The organism is Bordetella genomosp. 5, from assembly GCF_002261475.1.
In the GTDB taxonomy this organism is placed as follows: domain Bacteria; phylum Pseudomonadota; class Gammaproteobacteria; order Burkholderiales; family Burkholderiaceae_B; genus Bordetella.
On sequence record NZ_NEVN01000008.1, the window covers coordinates 221,309 to 242,587 of the forward strand.

Consider the following 21,279-nt stretch of genomic DNA (forward strand, 5'->3'; position numbering starts at 1 on the left):
AACGCACCGAAGCGGTCTGGTACACGATTCATATTCTATGCCGATCAGGGCGTAACGCCAGCGATTTCAAATTCAAGCCCGGCATAACGGCCCTGCGCATCCATGACGGTCAGCGCATGCCGACCGTTGCGGGTCAAGGCGAGGGTCTGTCTTACATCGGCCTCCGCCTGCCCATATAACCTACCATCTAGCAACCACCATACCTGTCCGCTCGCACCGCTCACCCCCACGTCGACGCCCACTTCCCGCGCGCCCGGCACCGGCCGCAGGATGGAGCCCTGCGCCACGCCTTCGATGCGCAGCGGACCGGTCGACGTATCGGCGTAGCCCGCGAACGTGGGCGGCACCGTGTCGTTGAGCGCCCACGCCGCGCGCTGTTGCGGGCACGCACCGTCGGGCGAACTGCCGAGCCGCCAGCCCAGCGGCCAGCAGGTGGTCACGGCGTGCACGGTGGCCGGCCGCAAACGCTGCCGCGGCGCACCGGCCGGCAACGCGGCCACGATGTCCTGTAACAGCGGCGCCGCGATGTTGGCGCCGAAAAACCCGGGGTTGGGCGTGCCGTCGGGACGGCCCACCCAGACGCCGAGCGTCCATTGATCCGTCACCCCCACCGCCCAGGCATCCCGGAAACCAAAGCTGGTGCCGGTTTTCCAGGCGAGCTGCCGGCCCGGTGTACCGGTCTGGTGCAGCGGCCGGTCGGGGTGCCCGCCCGCCTCCAGGATATCGCGAACGATCCAGGCGGCACCCGCGCTCATGGCGCGGGTTTCGATGCGGGGCGAGGCCGGCGACAACCGGGGCACGCCGGCCAGACCGTCGCGTGCCAGCGCACGGTAGGCGCCGACCAACTCTTCCAATGTGGTGCCACCCCCGCCCAAAATCAAGCTCAGATTGGGCGAGGCGCCGGCGGGCAGCCGCAGCCGCACGCCGGCCCCCAGCATAACCGATGCAAATCGCACCGGTCCGATGCGATCCAGGAGGTCCACCGCGGGTACGTTCAGCGAGCGCTGCAGGGCCTGGGCCACGCTCACCGGGCCCGAGAACGCCGCCTGGAAATTGCCCGGCGCGTAGCCGCCGAATGACATCGGCGTGTCCAGCAACAAACTCTCCGAATGCACCAGGCCGTCGTCGAGGGCCAGGGCATACAGGAAGGGCTTGAGGGTCGAGCCGGGCGACCGCACCGCCCGCACCATGTCGACGTGCGCATAGCGGCTCGCATCGCCGAAATCGGCGGATCCGGCATAGGCCTTGATTTCGAGCGTGTCGTTGTCCATCACGAGCACCGCCATCGACACCTTGGGCGGCAAGGCGTCGACCCGGTCTTCGAGCATGCGCTCGACCGTGGCCTGCAGGTCGGCATCCAGCGTGGACGCCACCACGTCGCGGCCGCGACGGGGCGCCTGGGCCAGCAGGCGCTGCGCGGCCAGCGGCGCCAGCCAGCGTGCCCGCAGCGGCGGCGCGACCACGTTTTCGATGCGGGCGTCGGCCACCCGCGCCTCGCTCCAGACGCCGCGCTCGGCCATGCGCGCCAGCACCTTGTCGCGCGCGACCAGCGCCAGCTCCGGGTGGCGGTCCGGCCGCAATCGGGACGGCGCCTGCGGCAGGGCCGTCAGCAGCGCGGCCTCGGCATCGCTCAGGTCGCTGGCCGGTTTGCCGAGCCAGAGGCGCGATCCCATTTCCACGCCCTCGACGATGCCGCCCATGGGCGCGTGACTCAGGTACAGCGACAGGATCTCGTCTTTGCTGTAGTGCATCTCGAGCTGGACGGCGCGCCACACCTGGCGCCACTTGGCCGACAGATTGCGCGAAGGCTGGCCGGCCAGCTCGGGATCGAGCATGCGGGCGACCTGCATCGTCAGCGTGGAGCCGCCCGACACGATGCGTCCGTGGGCCATCCATTGCCAGCCGGCGCGCGCCATCGCCGCCGGGTTGACGCCGGGATGCCAGTAGAACCAGCGATCCTCGTAGGTCAGCAGGGTTTCGAGGTAGCGCGGCGACACCTTGTCGGGCGTGACCGGATAGCGCCAGATGCCGTCGCGGCTGGGGTAGTTGCGCAGCGGCGTGCCATCCGCGGCCACGACCACGCGCGCCCCGCCCTCGCCGATCGGCGGCAGCGGGTCGAGCGTGTCGGCCAGCCACAGCGCGGCGAACGCCAGGCCGCACAGCACCAGCACCGCGCGGCCGAGACGGCGGAGCCGCCGGGGCCGCGCGGGTGTCGCGGACGGGGTTACGGACGCTTCGCGGCCCGGTCCCGGATCTCGACCGTGGCCCATTGCTCACCCACCCCACGAATCTCGGGCCGATACATATCCTCAGCCACCGTGGACGGCACGCTGTACCGACCCGGCGTCACTACGCGCGCCATGTAGAAGATGTCGACCCGGCCACGACCGAGCGACGCCGCCGCCACATAGCGATCATCGCGGAACTCGCGGTGCTTCAGGTTCGGGCTCGCCATGGCGTCGGCCACCCGCACCTTGCCGATCTGCCATTCACGCATATCGGGGCTCTGCGACAGATTGAGGTTTTCGACCTCGATGCCGGCGGGCACCCGATCCACGATCAGCGCATCCGGGATGTACTGATTGGCTTCGGCCTGAATCCACACCACCAGCATGTCGCCGGTCTGCAGCATGCCACCATCCCACGGACGGCCGTCGGGGTAATACCAGCCCCGCTTGAGCCGGATGGTGTCGTTGCGCGGCGCGGGCGCCGTGAGCGGCGTGCCTTGTACGTCGAACTCGACGAAGAGCGCCTGGCTACCGTTGTTGCGCAGTTGCATGAGGCCGGCTTCGTCGCGGCTGACCGGAACGGTCAGGTCGCTGTTGCCGGTCAGGTTGCGCGAACCGCTGGCGCCCGTTTGCAGCATGGCTTCCCACGGCGTGTTGCGGTCACCGCCCGCGGCCTTGGCCGCGACCAGCAGCGCATACTGCTCCTGCGTCGACAGATAGCTGCGGCTGCCGAGGCGGCCGTTGAGCTGATCGAGCAACGGCGACGGATCCTGACCGGTCAACCCGTACTGATTGATCAGCGCGTACGACAAGGCGTAGTCACGCACGGCCGTGCCGTAGTCGCCGAGCCAATCGTCGTAGGAGGCGTTGCGGCGGGCGAAGCCATACGGGCGCTTCATGGCCTCGGCCAGCGCGGCCTTCATGCGGCCTTCGTCGCCCATCAGCTTGAACGCCACGGCCAGTTGCACGAGCGGCAGCGGCGAACGCACGCGGTCCTGGTAGCCGTCGTACAGCTGGCGCACCGTGGACAGCGGCGCCTTACCGTCGCGCGCCAGCACCAGCGCGGCCGCGGCCAGGCCGGCGAAGCGGCGATGATCCTCGCGCAGCACCTCGGTATTGACGTTGTCGTAGCGGCCGGTTTCGACGGCCGTACGCAGATTGGCCGACCAGGTGCCGAAGTTGCGCGAGGTCTGCTGCAGCTGCTCGAGCAGCCACGTGCGCGGGCGCTCGAGCGAGCTGTCGGGCACGGAGAAGCCGGCGTCGCGCGCGTCCTGCATGAAGGCGAGCGCATAGGCGGTCAGCCAGGTATCGCGCGACGAGGCGTTGCCCCACAGCGAATACGCGCCGGCGGCGTTGCGCATGCCGGACAGGCGCGCCAGCGCGCCGTCGATGCGCTTCTGCCGTTCGGCCTGCGGATGCGCCTTGATGCCGAAGCGCTTGGCGGTGGCGTCGTCGACCACGATCCACGGCATCGCGCCGCTGATGGTCTGCTCGGTGCACCCATACGGATACGTGAGCAGGCCTTCGATCATGCGATTCACGTTGATCGGCGGACGATTGGACAGCGTCATGGACATCGTGACCGAGTCCGCGAAATAGCTGCCCGTCCAGTCAGACGGCGCGTTCCACGTCTCGCCCGGGTTCAGGCGCACGCGGCGCACGCGGCGTTCGGCGGCATAGGCCGGCTGCACCTGCAGCACCGACTCGCGCACGATGTGCACAGGCTTGGCACCGCCCTCGCCGTCCACGGTCAGACGCATCAGGCCGAGGCCGTACGAGCCGGTGGTCGTGGCGACGAAGCGCAGCGTGGTGCGTTGCTTGTCCTTGAGCGTGACGGTGCGCGTGCTGTCGGCGATCGCCAGCGGGTCGAGGGCCTGCAGGCGCACCGTGATTTTCTGCGGCGCGCCGCTCAGGTTGGTGAGGTCGAGCGCCACGGCGGCCTGATCGCCCGGCGTAATGAAGCGCGGGGTATTCAGCTCGGCCACGATGGGAGCCGCGACGACCATTTCGGTATCGGCGCTGCCGTACTGCTCGTCGGTGAAGGCCACGGCCATCAGACGCAGCGTGCCGTTAAAATCGGGCAGATCCAGCGGGATCTCCGCCTCGCCCTGATCGTTCAGGCGCACGACGCCCGAGAACAGATCGACCAGCTTGACCTTCTTGGGCAGGCTGCGGCTGTCGCCACGCATGGCGGCGTCGCCGCCCCACTTCAGCTTGCCCTGCGTGCCGTCCATCTTCTCGATGAGCTTGCCGTACATATCGAGCAGCTCGGGCGCGTAGCGATGCTTGCCGAAGAAGAAGTCCAGCGGATCGGGCGTCGGGTACTGGTTGATGTTGAGAATCCCCACATCCACGGCCGACAACGTGACGTGCGCGACCTTGTTCTGGGCGCCTTCGACCTTCACCTTGACCGGCACCTTCTGTTCGGGCTCGGTCTTTTGCGGCGCGGTAATCGCAACCTTGAGCTTGCGGTCACCACTGTCGATCGGCAGGAACGCCAGGCCCAGCGCGCGCGCCGGCGTGACGCGGTCGCCCTGGCTGCCCGGGCGGAACACCGTGGCCGCCACGTACAGATCATGACGCTTCCAGCTCGCGTCCACGGGAATCTCGACCTCGGTGCCCGCGGTCTTGACCGCGATCCACTTCGACCAGAGCATGCGGTCGCCTTCCACCGTGATCAGCGCCTGGCCGTCGTGCGGCGGGGTCAGCGTGAGCTTGACCGTGCTGCCCGGCTTGGCCGGCACGTCCGAGAGCTTCATCTGGACGCGGTCGGGGCGATTGCCCATCGCGTCGGCGTCCTGGGCGCCCCAGCCGGCGTAGAAGCGATAGCGCAGCACTTCGCCGGTGTCGGGATCGGCCACTTCCAGACGATAGCGGCCATAGCGCACCGGCAGCGTCAGCGGCGTGCGCTCGCCGATATCGATGACGCGCGAATCTTCCAGGTCCTCGTTTTCGGTGTAACCGCTGTTCCAGCCGCGCTGGTCGTCGAAGCGCCAGTAGTACTGGCGATATTCGCGGTACAGGCGCATCTGCGCCCCCTGCACCGGCTGCGACACGCCCTGCGTATTCACGCGGGTGAGTTCGAAGCCGGCGGGCGCGCCTTCGCGTGCGACGTCGTTATCGAACAGCGGGCGCACGCCGATCAGCGTCTCGGCCGGCCAGACGTTGCGCTCGATCGAGCGCACCACCGGGCGGCCGCCCGATTCCAGCAGGCTCGCGGACACGCGCACCTTCATGGGCGAACGCGTGCCGGCGGTCAGGGGATCCACGTCGAGCGTGGCACGACCCTGCGCGTCGAGTTCCGTTTCGGGCAGCTCCTGGAACGCGCGACGGCTGTCGTCGGCCACGTCGCCGAAGACAAAGCCCGGCCACTGCTTGGGCAGCGCCTGACGGTCGCGACGCATCTGCAGGCTGGACAGCAGGCGGTTGCCGGCGGCGGGCGCGCCATAGAGGTAATCGCCCTGCACGTCGATCTGCCACTGCTCGTCGGACGTCAGCACGGGCTGCTCGGACGTGAGCGTGAGCTTCATGCGTTCGGGCAGGAACTCCTCGACCTGGAATTTCCAGGCGGCGTCGGGCACGCGCGAGGCCGGATCGACGCGCAGCTCCAGCGACCAGCTGCCCGTCTGGGCGTCGGCCGGGAGCTCGATCGATTGCTCGAGATAATTGGGCGTGTCTTTCTGCGGTTGCCACAGCGACGTGCGGACGGTGCGGCCATCGGGACGCTTGAGCGTCGCGGTCAGCGGCGCCGTCTTGATCGGGCGGCCGTCGGGATCGCGCGGCAACACCGACACATGGAAGGTTTCGCCAGGGCGATAGAGGTTGCGCCCGGAGTAGACGAACAGATTGTTGTTGCGCGACGGATGCCCGCCGATGTCGAACTCCGACAGGTCGAGCGCGGGTTCGCCCAGCGCCAGCACCGTCATCTCCTTGCCGCGCGAGGCGCGCAGCACGCGCGCGTTGGCGTGGCTGCCGTCGAACCGGACATGACCGGTCGCGTCGGACGCGGCCTTGGCGAGGGACTTGCCCGCGCCGTCGACCAGCTCGACCTGCACGCCGCTCACGGGCTCGCCCGACTTGAGCGACACCGTGTAGGCCTCGGTGCGGTCCGGGTACCGACGGGTGTGCAGACCGATATCGCTCACATAGAAGTACGTGACCTGATACTCGTAGCGGAAGCGGCCGGGCTGGCTCATGACGGCCACGTAAATGCCCGGCTCCTGGAGCTCTTTGATGCCCTCGACCGGCAGGAACGTGACATGGCGGCGATTCGGCTTGTCGTCGGTGACGAATCGGCCCTGATACGCGCTTTCGGTCAGGCTGTGCAGCCGGTCCAGATCCCAGTTGCTCACCAGGCCCTTGAGGCTGCGGTTGTCGGAATAGCGCCAGCTATCCTCTTCGTCGCCCTCGCCCTCGCCGGCGCCTTCGCTTTCGTCGTCGCTATCGCGCACGGTCGAACGGCCGACGCCCAGCACCGTGTCGAAGAACTCGGGCACGCGCTGCGGATTCACGCGCAGAAACTGCACGTCCACTTCCGGCATGTTCACGGTCGTGACGGGCAACCCGCCATTCTGGCCCGCCGGCAGCACGACGCCGCGGCTCGCGAAATAGAACGAGGGCGGCATGGCTTCGGTCGGCACGTCGCAGCGGATGGCCTCGCCCAGTTTGGACGAACCCGTGCTCAGATCGCCCGCGACCTTGACGGCGTAGTTGCGCAGCGGCTGTACATAGGGAAAGTACGCCACGCGGGGATTGTCGCCAATGACCCAGCTGCCTTCGACGGCCTTGCCCTTGGGCAGGGTGTCGGCGGCGCGTACGTTGCCGGGTTGGGTCGAGTCGCTGGCCGGCTGAGGACCGCCTTCCTTCTTGGCGGCGCCGCTATCGACGACCTGGATGTGTTTGTTCAGCGTCGTCTTGCGATCGAGCGGCTGGGTGAAGGTCACCGCCAGCGCGAGCGAGTCGTTGTACTGGCGCGCCTGGCACGAGAGCACTGCGAACGGGTCGGGTTTGCCGATATTGGCCTGCGCGGGCGGCGTCGCGCCCGGGCTTGCGGCCGGGGGGCTCGCACCCTCGCCCGGCGGCTTGGCCGCGGGAGCAGTTACCGCCGGGGGATTGCTTCCCGGCGCGGGCTCGGACTTCTGCTGTCCAAACCACCATCCCAACCCAAGGGCGGCCGCAACGATCGCTACGGCGCCGACCGCAATCGCGGTCTTGTTGTTCTTTGCACTCAAGGCACACCTCTATGGTGACGAGATACCGCCGACGTCGCGCCCCTCGCGCCACGTCCGTCTTGCTATAGAGCCGGTGGCCCGCACCGAAGGCACGAGCCCAACGGCCGCACGAACGTGCGGCCGATGTAGAGCATGTCAGATTGCCACGTGCGATCGCCGCACGAACTACAAGGCCTCAGACGGGTTCCATCACACACTGCAACGGATGTTGCCGAGCCCGCGCGTACTGAGCGACCTGCGCAATACGCGTGGCCGCCAGATCTCGCGGATAAACCCCACAGATCCCGCGTCCTTCATGGTGGACCTGCAACATGATGCGGGTCGCCTCTTCTTGATTCTTGCCGAAGAATTTCTGCAGGACCTTCACCACGAATTCCATGGGGGTGTAATCGTCGTTCAACAACACGACCTGGTACATGGGCGGCGGCGCGGTCTTTGCCGGCTGCTTTTCCACGACCACATCATTCTGGGAATCCAAGGTAGAACTCATAGGGCGGCTATTCTATTTAATCGGCCAAATTCAATCGCGATACTTACGCAAACTTACACGCAGAAATGCGTAGTTTCCATACTTGACGACGGAAAGAAAAGGAGCGCATTATCCACGCATTCGGCGGCCTTTCAACTCGTTGAAAGCGCAACCGTAACCCGGAAGGGCGGCACGCTGGGCGACAGCCCTTTCGTCCACATACGATTCAATGAGGCAGTCCGCATGTCTGATACGACCGCACCCACTGTCCAAGGGGACAATCCTAAATCGACGGGCACCGTCAAATGGTTTAACGATGCAAAGGGTTTTGGCTTCATTACTCCGGATGACGGAGGTGAAGATCTCTTCGCACATTTTTCGTCAATCCAGATGAACGGGTTCAAAACCCTAAAAGAAGGCCAGAAAGTCTCTTTCGAGATTATTCAAGGTCCCAAGGGCAAACAGGCTTTGAATATTACGTCGGCTTGATTCCGGGCAGTGCGTGATACGCACGCTGGTCGTCACCGGTATTGACTCTGAGGCGGGGCGCGAGCCCCGCCTTTCTCATTTGCACGACGCACGCCGGCGGTTATAAACCCACCCGGCCATCGCTGCGCCCGCAAATCGCGCCCCTACCGCACCGGCGTCACATGCTCGCGCCAGCCTCTATTCTAGGGGGCAGCGGCGGTTCCCGCCACGCGAACCGCAAATCGTACCGCCGGCCGCACCTCGCCGGCCGCACCTCGCCAGCCTTGGCAAGATCACCTCGCATCCCCCGGCCCGCTTCGATCCGGCCCGAATCCACCGATCCGAGGCGGGCTTGTGGTTCAATGAGGCCGCCCGCGCGCTCGCGCACGAACCCGCACCTACGCCGCACCATGCCCCTGCCCTTCGTCTCGTCCGCCCGCTCTCTTCTGCGTTCGCTCGTTCTCGCCGCCAGCGCGCTGCTGCCGCTGGCCGCCTCGGCCCAGTCCGCGCAACCGCGCCTGCCCGTGACCCAGCTCTCGGCGGGCATCCACGTGATCCAGGCCGAGCTCGCGAATACGGACCAGAAGCGTCAGATCGGCCTGATGGGCCGCACCGAGTTGCCCGGCAACGAAGGCATGCTGTTCGTTTTCGAAGCCCCGGACATGCAGTGCTTCTGGATGCGCAATACGCTGATTCCGCTGTCGATCGCGTTCATCGCCGATGACGGCACCGTGACCAATATCGAAGATATGGCGCCGCGAACCGAAAACTCGCACTGCTCGCGCAAGCCGGTGCGTTATGCGCTGGAGATGGCCCAGGGCTGGTTCGCACGCCATGGCCTGAAGGCGGGCTCGAAGATCGACGGCCTGCCCTGAGCGCGCGCGTCGGCCCATCGCTCTTCACGAACAAAGGCCCGGGATGTCCCGGGCCTCTGTTTTTTGAGGTGGCGCGAGCCACCCCTGAACGGCGATCCGAATCGGATCAGACGCGCTCGACGATGAGGGCAATACCCTGGCCCACGCCGATGCACATGGTGCACAGCGCGTAGCGGCCGCCGGTGCGGTGCAGCTGGTTGATGGCCGTGGTGGCCAGACGCGCGCCGCTGGCGCCCAGCGGATGGCCCAGTGCGATCGCACCGCCGTTGGGGTTCACGCGCGGGTCGTTGTCGTCCAGACCGAGGTCACGCATCACGGCCAGGCCCTGCGCGGCAAAGGCTTCGTTCAGTTCGATCACGTCCATCTGAGCCAGCGTGAGGCCCGTCTGCGCCAGCACCTTGCGGGTGGCCGGAGCGGGACCCATGCCCATGATGCGCGGCGCGACGCCGGCGGTGGCCATGCCGATCACGCGAGCGCGCGGGGTGAGGCCGTGACGGGCCGCCGATTTTTCGTCCGCCAGCAGCAGGGCCACGGCGCCGTCGTTCACGCCAGACGCATTGCCGGCCGTGACCGAACCGCCTTCGCGCACCACGCCCTTGAGCTTGGCCAGCGCTTCGAGGCTGGTTTCGCGCGGGTGTTCATCGACGCCCACGATGACCGGATCGCCCTTGCGCTGGGCGATCGACACCGGCACGATCTCGGCGTCGAACACGCCTTCTTTCTGGGCACGGGCGGTCTTTTGCTGGCTGGCCAGCGCAAATTTGTCTTGGTCTTCGCGGCTGATCTTGTAGTCGTCGGCGACGTTTTCGGCGGTCTCCGGCATGGAGTCCACGCCGTACTGCGCCTTCATCAGCTTGTTGACGAAGCGCCAGCCGATGGTCGTGTCGTAGATGGCCGCGTTGCGCGAGAAGGCCGAGTCGGCCTTGCCCATGACGAACGGAGCGCGGCTCATGCTCTCGACGCCACCGGCCAGCATCAGCGCCGCTTCGCCCGCACGAATCGCACGAGCGGCGGTGCCGATGGCGTCCAGACCCGAACCGCAGAGGCGGTTGACGGTGGAGCCCGGCACGTCGACCGGCAGACCGGCCAGCAGCGTGGCCATGTGCGCGACGTTGCGGTTGTCTTCACCGGCCTGGTTGGCGCAGCCGAAAATCGTGTCGTCCAGCTCTTCCCAACGCACGTTGGGATTGCGGGCCATCAGGGCCTTGATGGGAATCGCGGCCAGATCGTCGGCGCGCACCGAAGAGAGCGCACCGCCGTAGCGGCCAAAGGGAGTACGGATCGCGTCACAGATAAAGGCATGCACAGTCATGGCGAGCTCGATGTGAGGGAAGTCGGACAATGCGGGGCATGTTACCGCAGGGTTTCAGGCGCCACCTTGGTGCAAACGCGGGATGTCCGTTCAGCGGACGCTGTCTAGCCACTGGACATCCGGCCCCGACTCGGTGCGGCCCTGCACCGTGCCGGCCCATGCGCCGCCCGGCGCCGGCACCATGACAAACGGCCCGGCGCAGGGCCGGGCCGTCGCGGTGTCCGGCCAGGCCGGACACACGGGAACACGCATCGATCAGGCGAAGTTCTTCGCGGCGAATTCCCAGTTCACCAGTGCCCAGAAGTTTTCCAGGTACTTGGGACGGGCATTGCGGTAGTCGATGTAGTAGGCGTGTTCCCAGACATCACAGGTCAGCAGCGGCTTGTCGGCCGTGGTGAGCGGCGTGGCGGCGTTGCTGGTGTTCACGATGTCGACGGAGCCGTCGGCCTTCTTGACCAGCCAGGTCCAGCCCGAACCGAAGTTGCCGGCGGCCGACTTGTTGAAGGCTTCCTTGAAAGCGTCGAAGCTGCCGAACTTGGCCTTGATGGCATCGGCCAGGGCGCCGGTGGGCTCGCCGCCGCCGTTGGGCGAGAGGCTGTGCCAGTAGAACGTGTGGTTCCAGATCTGGGCCGCGTTGTTGAACACGCCGCCGGAGGACTTCTTGACGATGTCTTCGAGCGAGGCGTTTTCGAATTCGGTGCCCGGAATCAGGTTGTTCAGGTTCGTGACGTAGGTCTGGTGATGCTTGCCGTAGTGGAATTCCAGCGTCTCTTGGGAGATGTGCGGAGCCAGCGCGTCGAGCGCGTACGGCAGAGGGGGAAGAGTATGTGCCATCGTCGATTCCTTCTGTTGTGGGTGCACGATCAAGCCGGGACATTGTATCGGCAGTTCATGCCACCACCACGCTTAACCCCGCGTTGGCGTGGGTTAAGGGACGGGGCGGTCGGGCTCGGCGGACACCACGTCGGCCTCGGCGCGGCCGCGGGCCAGATCGATGCGCACACGGTCGCCGGCATGCATCGCGGCAGCGTCGGTCAGGATGGCGCCCTGCGCATCGCGCACGATGGCATAGCCGCGTTGCAGCGTGTTGTCGGGGTCGAGCGCGCGCAGATGCGCGGCCACCGCCGCCAGACGACGCTCGGCGCCGTCGATGCCCTGACGCTGCGTGCGGGCCAGGCGCGCCACCACGCGCTCGAGCCGCTCGCCAGCGCGCGCGGTGTCGGGCACGCGGCGCGCCAGGCGCTGCATCAGCACCTGCAGACGACTCTGGCGCTGCTGCGCCGGCCGCTGCCCGGCCGCCGCCAGGCGGTGCCGCAGCGTATTGAGCCGCTCGCGCTGGTGCGCCAGGCGCTGGGCGGGTGAAATCAGTTGGGCCGCGGCCCGGTCCAGCCGCTGCGCGGCCTGGTCGAGACGGCGCTCCTGCGCACGCATCAGCCGCTGCGCCGCGTGGCGGGTCGCGCCGAGCAGGTCTTCGCGCGGCACGCAGGCCAGTTCGGCCGCGGCCGTGGGCGTGGGCGCGCGCAGGTCCGCCACGAAGTCGGCAATCGTGAAATCCGTCTCGTGGCCCACACCGCAAATGACGGGAATCGCGCTGGAGGCGATCGCCCGCGCGAGGTCTTCGTCGTTGAAGCTCCAGAGGTCTTCGATGCTGCCGCCGCCCCGCACCAGCAGCAGCGTGTCGACCTCGGCGCGCGCATTGGCGCGCTGCAGCTGAGCCGTCAGGCGGGGCGCGGAATCTGCGCCCTGCACGGGCGCCGGATAGATGACCACGGGAACCTGCGGCGCACGGCGCGCCAGGGCAGACAGCACGTCGCGCAGCGCGGCGGCGTGAAGCGATGTGATCACGCCGATGGCCCGCGGCAGACGCAGCGGCGTGCGCTTGACCTCGGCGTCGAACAGCCCTTCCCCCGCCAGCTTTTCTTTCAGGCGCAGGAAGGTTTCGTAGAGGTTGCCGACGCCGGCGCGACGCATCGCATCGGCCTGAAGCTGATAATCCCCGCGCGGCTCGTAGAGCGACACCCGGGCACGCACCTCGACCTGATCACCCGGCCGCGGCACGAAGCCGACTGACTGCGCCCGCCCGCGGAACATCACCGTGCGCACGGCGGCGCGGCTGTCCTTGAGGGTGAAATACCAGTGGCCGGAGGCCGCCTGCGTGAAATTGGAGACCTCGCCGCGAACCCACAGCGCAGGCACGCTGCGCTCCAGCAGCTGGCCTACGGCCTGGTTCAACTGGGCAACCGACAGGATTTCCCGCGTAAATGCGTCATCTGTGACAGCAAATCCAATTGTCATGAGGCTTCCAAAGGGGATATATGTCCACAGGCCCGGTTTGACGGGCTCGCATGATACCTCAAATTTGAAAACGCGCCAGTGGCTGCCCGGAACGCCAGCGTTTTCCGTGCAAGCACTTGATTTAATAGAGAAATAAAGAGAAAGGCTTGCGCACGTTTCGTGCCCACCCTAGCGCGGAACCAGCGTAGATGCGCGTTTCCGGGAAGTTTTACACAGAATTATCCACAGAATCTGTGGATAGTTTTGATCCGTCCCTACTTGCCTGCGGGCTGGGCGCCCGTTACAGTTCGGCCTTGGACAAGGCTGGCGTGCCACGCGCGCCTCCACGCCTGTCTTCCGCCCTGGAGCTCCCTTTTGTTGACCCTGATCCGCGATGCCGGCTGGCCCATCTGGCCGCTGCTGGCCCTGTCCGTGTTCGGCCTGGCCCTGATCCTCGAGCGGCTGCTCTCCCTGCGCCGCAGCCAGATATTGCCGCGCGGCCTGCCGGATCAGGTCGCCGACATGCTGCGCAGCCACCAGGACACCCCCGAAGCGCTGCAGCGCCTGGAGCGCAACTCGCCGCTGGGCCGGGTGCTTGCCGAAGTGCTGCGCCACCGCCACCAGCCCCGCGCCGTGCTGCGCGAAGCGGTCGAAGACACCGGGCGTGCCGTTGCGCATGACCTGAACCGCTACGTGCCCGCCATCGGCACCGTCGCCATGGTGGCCCCGCTGATGGGCCTGTTCGGCACGGTGGTCGGCATGATCGAGATCTTCGGCGCGTACAGCCCGGGCTCGAGCGACCCCGCGCAACTCGCGCACGGCATCTCGGTGGCCCTGTACAACACCGGCTTCGGCATCCTGATCGCGATTCCCGCGATGATGGTGCATCGCTACCTGCGCAGCCGCATCGACGGCTACCTCAACACGATGGAACAAGCGGCCGCCCGCCTGGCGCGGCAGGTGGCGCCGGGTCAGGAGCGCGCATGAATTTCCGGGGCAGCCGAGGCCATCGCGGCGGCGACGAGCTGGACATCAACCTGATTCCGCTCATCGACGTCCTGCTCGTGATGCTGATTTTCCTGGCCGCGAGCACCACGTTCGCGCGCTACACCCAGCTCAAGGTCACGTTGCCGGAGGCCACGGCCAACGAGCAGGCCACCGCGCCCCTCGAAGTCGCCATCAGCCAGGACGGCCACTACGCCCTGAACGGCGTGCTGCTCGACGGCGCCGATCCCGCCAGCATGGCCGACGCGCTGCGCCTGGCCGCCGGCAGCCAGACCACGCCGGTGGTCGTGATCAATGCCGATGCCCAGGCCTCGCATCAGTCCGTCGTGAATGTCATGGAGGCCGCGCGGCAGGCCGGCATCGGGCGCGTGAATTTCGCCGCCCAGGCGCCGCGCTGACATGGCCGCCCGGGGCTCTTTCCTGGCCCGGCACTGGGCTCGGCGCGGCTGGCTCGCCCGGCTGCTGCAACCCCTCGCCGCGATCGCGGAACGCGTGGTCGCCGCCAAGCGCGCGGCCTATCGCGACGGCCGCCGCACGGCATGGCGCGCGCCGGTGCCGGTCGTCGTGGTGGGCAACATCTACGTCGGGGGCACCGGCAAAACCCCGGTCGTCATCGCCGTTGCCGAGGGCCTGCGCGCACTCGGCTGGCACCCCGGCGTGGTGAGCCGCGGCTACGGCGTCAAGATCGAAGGCGAACCTCGCGTCGGTCAGGGCGAGGTGGATCCCGCCCGCTTCGGCGACGAGCCCGCCCTCATCGCGGCCCGCACGGGCGCGCCCATTTCGGTGCATCCGCGCCGTGCGGATGCAGCGGCCGCGCTGCTGCGGACGCACCCCGAGGTCGATGTGATCGTGTCCGACGACGGCCTGCAGCATCTGGCGCTCGCGCGCGACCTGGAGATCGTCGTGCAGGACGCGCGCGGCATCGGCAATGGCCTGATGCTGCCCGCCGGGCCGCTGCGTGAGCCGCCGTCGCGCCTGGACGAGGTCGACGCCATCGTCACCAACGACGCCACCACGCCTGCCCCGCCCGCCACGGCCGCGACCCCGCGCCGCGTGACGATGCACCTCGAGCCGACGCGGGTCACGCAGCTGACCACGGGCGACCCCCGGCCGCTCTCGGCCTTCGCGGCCCTGCCCGCCGCGCGCCTGGCCGCGGTGGCGGGCATCGGCAACCCGGCCCGCTTCTTCGCCACGCTGGCGGCCGCAGGCGTGCATCCCGCCACCACACTCGGCCTGCCCGACCACTACGCCTACACCAGCTCGCCGTTCGCGGGTCTGTCGGCCGACACGATCCTGATCACCGCCAAGGACGCCATCAAGTGCGCCGCCCTGACCGACCCGCGGCTATGGGTGGTGGAGGTCGGCGCGCGCTTCTCCGACCCGGGTTTTCTGGCGTGGGTCGATCGCCGCCTGCGCGACGCGACGGCCCGCTGACTCGCACGGGCGGTGGTACCATCGCCCCATTGTCCGGCGCCCAAGGCGCCCTTTTTTCTCCGATAGAATCGCGCCATGGAATCCCGCCTCCTCGACATCCTCGTGTGCCCGCTGTGCAAGGGCCGCCTCGACTTCCAGCGGCAAGCGTCCGAGCTCGTCTGCCACGCCGACCGACTGGCGTTCCCCGTGCGCGACGGTATCCCCGTCATGCTCGAGCAGGACGCGCGCGTGCTCGACCCCGCCACCGAAGCCTGATCCCTGCGGGCGCACGCCCTGCTCTTCCTGATCCTTTCCGGAGCCTCTGCTTGAGCTTCGTCGCCCTGATCCCGGCGCGCACCGCGTCGACACGCCTGCCCGATAAACCGCTGGCCGATATCGCCGGCAAGCCGATGGTCGTGCGCGTGGCCGAACGCGCCGTTCTGTCGGGCGCGCGCCGAGTGGCGATCGCCACCGACGACGAACGCGTACGGGCCGCGGCCCGCGCACACGGCTTCGAAGCCCTGCTCACGCGCGCCGACCACCCGACCGGCACCGACCGCCTCGCCGAGGCCGTGGCTCAGCTGCAGCTCACCGACGATGAAATCGTGGTCAACGTGCAGGGCGACGAGCCCCTGATCGAGCCCGCGCTCATCGACGCCGTCGCCCAGCGTCTGGTCGACGCGCCCGAGGCCGCGATCGCGACCTGCGCCTGCCCGCTGGCCGACGCGCAGGCGCTCTTCAATCCGAACGTGGTCAAGGTGGTCTGCACGGCCGCCGACCGCGCGCTCTATTTCTCGCGCGCACCGATCCCCTGGGCCCGTGATGCCCTGGCCACCGGCGAGCGCGTAATGGCGCCCGGCCTGCCGGCGCTGCACCACATCGGCATGTATGCGTACCGGGTGGCCTTCCTGCGGCAATACCCCACGCTCGCGCAGGGTCAGCTCGAACGTTTCGAATCGCTCGAACAACTGCGCGCGATGGAGCATGGCTACACGATCGCGGTGCTGCGCACGCCCGCGGCGCCGGCGGCGGGCGTGGACACGCCGGAGGATCTCGAACGCGTGCGGGCCGCGTACGCAAATCGGTTATAAGGGTTATGTCTCATGGTCCGGCCCAACACGCGCTGCTGCATTGCGGCATAATCGCCCCCGACTATAAAAAACCAATCCCTCTTCTGGAGCACTCATGCGTCTCATCCTGCTCGGACCGCCCGGCGCCGGCAAAGGCACCCAAGCCGCTTTCATCACCCAACAATACGGGATCCCTCAGATCTCGACCGGCGACATGTTGCGCGCCGCGGTCAAGGCCGGCACCCCGCTGGGCCTCGAAGCAAAGAAGGTGATGGACGCGGGCGGTCTGGTGTCGGATGAGATCATCATCGGTCTGGTCCAGGATCGCCTGAAGCAGCCCGACTGCGCCAACGGCTATCTGTTCGACGGCTTCCCGCGCACGATTCCGCAGGCCGACGCGCTGAAGAACGCCAACGTCAAGCTCGACTACGTGGTCGAAATCGCCGTGCCCGAAGAAGACATCATCGAGCGCATGAGCGGCCGTCGCGTGCACCCGGCCAGCGGCCGCAGCTACCACACGCGCTTCAATCCGCCCAAGGTCGAAGGCAAAGACGACGTGACCGGCGAAGACCTGGTCCAGCGTGACGACGACCGCGAAGACACCGTGCGCAATCGCCTCGCCGTCTACCAGAAGCAGACGCGCCCGCTGGTCGATTACTACGCCGGCTGGGCCACGCAGGACGCCGCCGCCGCCCCCAAGTACCGCAAGATTTCGGGCGTGGGCGCCGTCGAAGAGATCAAGGGCCGCGTGTTCGAGGCGCTGAAAGACTGAGCCGCTTCACCGGACCGGCGGCGCGCGGGCCGCGCCGCCCCTCACGGCTCCCCCCGGGCGGAGCCGCCATGAATTCCACTGCGTTTGAGAACATCTGATATGGAAATCACGAACAAGGTATTCATCGTGACCGGCGGCGCGTCCGGTCTGGGCGCGGGCACCGCGCGCATGCTGGTCGCCAATGGCGGCCGCGTCGTCATCGCGGACGTGCAGGACGAACCGGGCCAGGCGCTGGCCAAGGAGCTCGGCCAGGTCTACGTGCACTGCGACGTCACCCAGGAAGCCGATGGCCGCGCCGCCGTGCAGGCCGCCCTCGGTCTGGGCAAGCTGTTCGGTCTGGTCAACTGCGCCGGCGTCGCGCCGGCCGCCAAGATCGTGGGCAAGAACGGCGCGCACCCGCTGGACCTGTTCCAGAAGGTCGTGTCGATCAACCTGATCGGCAGCTTCAACATGATGCGCCTGGCCGCCGAGGCCATGAGCGCCAACGAGCCCGAAAGCACGGGCGAGCGCGGCGTGATGATCAACACGGCCTCCGTGGCCGCGTTCGACGGCCAGATCGGCCAGGCCGCCTACGCCGCCTCGAAGGCGGGCGTGGCCGGCATGACCCTGCCGATCGCGCGTGACCTCGCCAAGACCGGCATCCGCTGCATGACGATCGCGCCGGGCATCTTCGGTACGCCCATGATCTTCGGCATGCCCCAGGAAGTGCAGGATTCGCTGGCCGCGAGCATCCCCTTCCCCGCGCGCCTCGGCCGCCCGGAAGACTATGCCAAGCTGGTCCAGAGCATCATCACCAACGACATGCTGAACGGTGAAACGATCCGCCTCGACGGCGCGATCCGCATGCCGCCGAAGTAAGCACGCTGGCACGGCCTACCCGATCAAAAGCGCCGGATTGTCCGGCGTTTTTGGTCTGGGGCCTGCCGCCTTGCCAGAACGCCACGCCTTTTTCCGAATTTTCACGTTCTCCACCCATGGCTTTGCTCCGTTCGGCCGCTACCGTCAGCAGCTTCACGCTCCTCTCGCGCATCACGGGCCTCGCCCGCGACATCCTGGTCGCGCGCGCTTTCGGAGCCGGACCGCTCACCGATGCCTTCTGGGTGGCATTCCGCATTCCCAATCTGCTGCGCCGCCTGTTCGCCGAAGGCGCCTTCGCGCAGGCCTTCGTGCCCATCCTCGGCGCGGCGCGCAACCAGCATGACGAAGAAACGGTGCGCACCCTGCTCGACCGCGTCGCGCTGCTGCTGACCCTCGCGCTCATGCTCGTCACCGTGGTGGGCATCGTCGCCGCGCCCTGGATCGTCACCGCAATGGCCAGCGGGCTGCGCGGCTCCGGGCAGGACACCGAGTTCGGCGCCGCGGTGTGGATGACGCGGGTGATGTTCCCGTACATCCTCTGCATGTCGTTGATCGCCTTTGCATCCGGCGTGCTCAACACCTGGCGCCGGTTCGCCGTGCCGGCCTTCACGCCGGTCCTGCTCAACGTCGCCATGATCGTCGCCTGCGTCTGGCTTGCGCCGCGTTTGGACGTGCCGATCTACGCGCTCGCGCTCGGCGTGATGGCGGGCGGCGTCGCGCAATTGGCCGTGCAGTGGGTGGCCCTGGCACGCCTGGGGCTCACGCCCCGGTTCTCCATGCGTATCGGCCAGGCCTGGGCCGACCCGACGGTACAGCGCATCCTGCGCCAGATGGGGCCGGCCACGCTGGGCGTCTCGGTGGCGCAGATCTCCCTGCTCATCAATACCAACATCGCCACCTGGCTGACGCCGGGCAGCGTGAGCTGGCTGTCGTTCGCCGACCGTCTGATGGAGTTTCCGACCGCCCTGCTGGGCGTCGCGCTCGGCACCGTGCTGCTGCCCAGCCTGTCGGCTGCCCACGCCCGGGCCGATCAGGCGGGCTACAGCGCGCTGCTCGACTGGGGCCTGCGTCTGACCCTGCTGCTGGGTCTGCCGGCGGCGCTGGGCCTCGCCCTGCTCTCCGACGGCCTGGTCGCCACCCTGTTCCACTACGGCGCCTTCTCGGCCGCCGACGTGGGCCAGACCCGCCTCGCCGTGATCGCGTATTCGGTCGGCCTCATCGGGCTGCTGGCCGTCAAGATCCTGGCGCCGGGTTTCTATGCCAAGCAGGACATCCGCACGCCGGTCAAGATCGCCATCGTCATCCTGATCCTCACCCAGGTGATGAACGCGGTGTTCGTGCCGTGGCTGGCGCACGCCGGCCTGGCGCTGGCGATCGGGCTCGGCGCCTGCATCAACGCGCTGGCCCTGCTCACCGGCCTGCGCCGCCGTGGCGTCTACCAGCCCGGTCCGGGCTGGGGCCGCTTCCTGGTGCGCACCCTGCCCGCCCTCGCCGCCATGGCGGGGGTGCTCTGGTGGGCCGACCAGAACCTCGACTGGATCGCGCTGCAGAGCTATCCCCTGCTGCGCGCCGGCTGGCTGGCCGGCGTCCTGGCCGCCAGCGGCATCGCCTATTTCGGCGTGCTTTTCCTGCTCGGCGCGCGTCCTCGCGACTTCACCCGCCGCCCCACGAGCACCGCGCCTCCTCCGGCCTGAGCCCCTGGCGACAGGGCGACTGGCGGGCCTTCGGCTCGCCAGACTGGACAAAACGGGGACATTGCGGGAATATTCCGCAACATTCGCGCACACGTTACACCAACTGCAATATTCAGAATGCAGACTGACCGCTACGCGCGGTTTTGCGCCTTTCCCTTGATACATCAGGGAATTTTTCGAGAAAAACCTGGGAACTTCCTGGCACGCGCCAGGATCTTTTCATTTGTTTTGGCGTCACACCCTGCTACGCTAGGGTAATTTTTCGTAAAAAAGACTATTATTTACCGACTGCAATCTTTGACCCAACAGGGTCCAGCGTGGAAAAAGAAGTGATATCCACCGAAATGCCGCCGCTCTCCGACCAGGTCATCAACTGGTTGCTGCTGCTGCGCTCGGGCCGAGCAACGCGCCACGACTACGCCAATTTCATGGCGTGGCGCGATGCCAGCCCGATGCACGAGAGCGCCTGGCAACAACTGACACACGCGCTTGGTGGCCCGACCACCGGGCGGCTCGGTGACGCCTATCCGTCGGGATACGCCACCGCACCGGCACGCACGCCCTCGATCGAGATCGAGATCGCCGCCCAACCCGAAGCGCCGGAGCAACCCGCCCGCCGCAGCTTCCTGGGTCTGGCCGCCCTGCTGGGCGGCGCCGCCGTCGCGGGCGGCGTCCTCGCCGTGCGCGATTTCTATCCCCTGGCCAGCGTGGCGGCCGACGCCGCCACGGCCACGGGCGAGCGCCGCCGCTACCAATTGGCCGACGGCACGCAGCTCCTGCTCGACGCCCGCAGCCGCATCAACCTCGAATACACCTCCAGCTACCGCCGCCTGCAATTGCTCGAAGGCGCCGTGTCGGTCACCGCGCCGCACGATCCCGCCCGCCCCTTCCTGGTCCAGACCGCCGAAGGCGTGGTGCGCTCGCCCGGCACGCAGTACATGGTGCGCCAGCAGGCGCGCCGCACGCTGGTGGTGGTCCACGAAAACGAAGTCGATATCGAGACCGTGGGCGGCGCCCGCGGCACCGTCCGCGCCGGCATGGGTGCCCGCTTCGATGCCGCCCGCCTCGACACCGAGCGCAGCGAGCTCACGGCCGAGGCCGCCTGGGAACGCGGCTGGATCAACGCGCAGGGCCGGCCGCTGGCCGAGGTCGTGGCCGCGCTGCGCCCGTATCGCCACGGCACGCTGCGCGTGTCGATGGCGGCCGGCGGGCTGCCCGTCACCGGCATGTTTTCGCTCGACGACACCGATTCGGCGCTGCGCGCCCTGGAGCAGCAAATGCCCATCCAGGTCAGCCGTATGACGCCATGGTTTGTGTCTATCAGCGTATCGACATAAAATCGCAACGTTGTGCCGGTTGATCTGACCGCAGCCCTGTGTGTCTCGCGGGGTTGGAGCTTCCCATCTAGTCGCCTCCCCGCCCAGACCAGCCTGCGCCGTTACGACAAATCCGCGCGTACCCCCAAGCCCCTCATCCGGGCCACCACGGACGTATCCGCGCCGCGCCATTGCTGCTATCTCACGGGCAACAAGGGCCGGCAGCTGCACGAGGCGAGTGCCTCGCAGCGGTTTGTTGTTGCACTTCCACTACAGATCAACCCGTCGGCGTTC

The 21,279-nt window shown here is 67.7% G+C and carries 17 protein-coding genes; 11 read left to right on the plus strand and 6 right to left on the minus strand.

Annotated features, from left to right (window positions below; genetic code table 11):
- Positions 1-44: 44 nt before the first annotated feature.
- The 3 genes from pbpC to clpS form a co-directional block, all read right to left on the minus strand.
- Positions 45-2,270: a penicillin-binding protein 1C gene (gene pbpC, locus CEK29_RS15530; RefSeq protein ID WP_094858629.1), complete on the minus strand. Its 2,226-nt coding sequence runs from the start codon at positions 2,268-2,270 to the stop codon at positions 45-47.
- Positions 2,225-7,459 (minus strand): alpha-2-macroglobulin family protein, encoded by a 5,235-nt coding sequence (locus tag CEK29_RS15535; RefSeq protein ID WP_094858630.1) that lies wholly within the window; start codon positions 7,457-7,459, stop codon positions 2,225-2,227. The genes pbpC and CEK29_RS15535 overlap by 46 nt, the downstream gene beginning before the upstream one ends.
- 175 nt (positions 7,460-7,634) lie before the next feature.
- Positions 7,635-7,949 carry an ATP-dependent Clp protease adapter ClpS gene (gene clpS, locus CEK29_RS15540; protein WP_094801892.1) on the minus strand — a complete coding sequence of 105 codons (315 nt, stop codon included), beginning with the start codon at positions 7,947-7,949 and terminating at the stop codon, positions 7,635-7,637.
- A 222-nt stretch (positions 7,950-8,171) separates the two neighbouring features.
- Here clpS and CEK29_RS15545 point away from each other — a divergent pair, with 222 nt between their 5' ends.
- Both CEK29_RS15545 and CEK29_RS15550 read left to right on the plus strand, forming a co-directional pair.
- Entirely contained in the window at positions 8,172-8,417 is a 246-nt protein-coding gene (locus tag CEK29_RS15545; RefSeq protein ID WP_094801894.1) for a cold-shock protein, read from the plus strand.
- Between the two features lie 389 nt (positions 8,418-8,806).
- Positions 8,807-9,271 (plus strand): DUF192 domain-containing protein, encoded by a 465-nt coding sequence (locus tag CEK29_RS15550; protein ID WP_094801896.1) that lies wholly within the window; start codon positions 8,807-8,809, stop codon positions 9,269-9,271.
- Between the two features lie 106 nt (positions 9,272-9,377).
- Here CEK29_RS15550 and pcaF read toward each other — a convergent pair whose 3' ends face one another.
- The 3 genes from pcaF to xseA form a co-directional block, all read right to left on the minus strand.
- Positions 9,378-10,583 carry a 3-oxoadipyl-CoA thiolase gene (gene pcaF / locus CEK29_RS15555; protein WP_094801898.1) on the minus strand — a complete coding sequence of 402 codons (1,206 nt, stop codon included), beginning with the start codon at positions 10,581-10,583 and terminating at the stop codon, positions 9,378-9,380.
- 255 nt (positions 10,584-10,838) lie between these two features.
- Positions 10,839-11,417, minus strand: coding sequence for a superoxide dismutase [Fe] (gene sodB / locus CEK29_RS15560; protein ID WP_094801900.1), 579 nt, complete (start codon positions 11,415-11,417; stop codon positions 10,839-10,841).
- Positions 11,418-11,510: 93 nt separating this feature from the next.
- Positions 11,511-12,878 (minus strand): exodeoxyribonuclease VII large subunit, encoded by a 1,368-nt coding sequence (gene xseA / locus CEK29_RS15565; RefSeq protein WP_094858631.1) that lies wholly within the window; start codon positions 12,876-12,878, stop codon positions 11,511-11,513.
- Positions 12,879-13,232: 354 nt separating this feature from the next.
- On the opposite strand from xseA, the gene CEK29_RS15570 reads away from it, so the two are divergent.
- The 9 genes from CEK29_RS15570 (at position 13,233) to CEK29_RS15610 (ending at position 21,006) form a co-directional block, all read left to right on the plus strand.
- A complete protein-coding gene (locus tag CEK29_RS15570; protein ID WP_094801904.1) occupies positions 13,233-13,844 on the plus strand; it encodes a MotA/TolQ/ExbB proton channel family protein in 612 nt (203 codons plus the stop codon).
- Complete coding sequence (locus CEK29_RS15575) at positions 13,841-14,260, plus strand: ExbD/TolR family protein (RefSeq protein WP_094858632.1); 420 nt, start codon at positions 13,841-13,843, stop codon at positions 14,258-14,260. Before CEK29_RS15570 ends, CEK29_RS15575 begins: the two co-directional genes overlap by 4 nt.
- A gap of 1 nt (position 14,261) precedes the next feature.
- Entirely contained in the window at positions 14,262-15,296 is a 1,035-nt protein-coding gene (gene lpxK, locus CEK29_RS15580; protein WP_094858633.1) for a tetraacyldisaccharide 4'-kinase, read from the plus strand.
- A 75-nt stretch (positions 15,297-15,371) separates the two neighbouring features.
- Positions 15,372-15,551 (plus strand): Trm112 family protein, encoded by a 180-nt coding sequence (locus CEK29_RS15585; protein WP_094801909.1) that lies wholly within the window; start codon positions 15,372-15,374, stop codon positions 15,549-15,551.
- 50 nt (positions 15,552-15,601) lie between these two features.
- Positions 15,602-16,366 (plus strand): 3-deoxy-manno-octulosonate cytidylyltransferase, encoded by a 765-nt coding sequence (kdsB, locus tag CEK29_RS15590; protein ID WP_094801910.1) that lies wholly within the window; start codon positions 15,602-15,604, stop codon positions 16,364-16,366.
- Between the two features lie 94 nt (positions 16,367-16,460).
- The gene (gene adk / locus CEK29_RS15595) at positions 16,461-17,117 is read left to right on the plus strand and encodes an adenylate kinase (RefSeq protein WP_094801912.1); all 657 of its coding nucleotides are present in this window, start codon (positions 16,461-16,463) and stop codon (positions 17,115-17,117) included.
- 99 nt (positions 17,118-17,216) lie between these two features.
- Positions 17,217-17,975: a 3-hydroxyacyl-CoA dehydrogenase gene (locus CEK29_RS15600; RefSeq protein WP_094801914.1), complete on the plus strand. Its 759-nt coding sequence runs from the start codon at positions 17,217-17,219 to the stop codon at positions 17,973-17,975.
- A 116-nt stretch (positions 17,976-18,091) separates the two neighbouring features.
- On the plus strand, positions 18,092-19,669 hold the full coding sequence (gene murJ, locus CEK29_RS15605) for a murein biosynthesis integral membrane protein MurJ (RefSeq protein WP_094858634.1): 1,578 nt from the start codon (positions 18,092-18,094) through the stop codon (positions 19,667-19,669).
- Positions 19,670-20,013: 344 nt separating this feature from the next.
- Positions 20,014-21,006, plus strand: coding sequence for a FecR family protein (locus CEK29_RS15610; protein ID WP_094801918.1), 993 nt, complete (start codon positions 20,014-20,016; stop codon positions 21,004-21,006).
- Positions 21,007-21,279 lie beyond the last annotated feature (273 nt).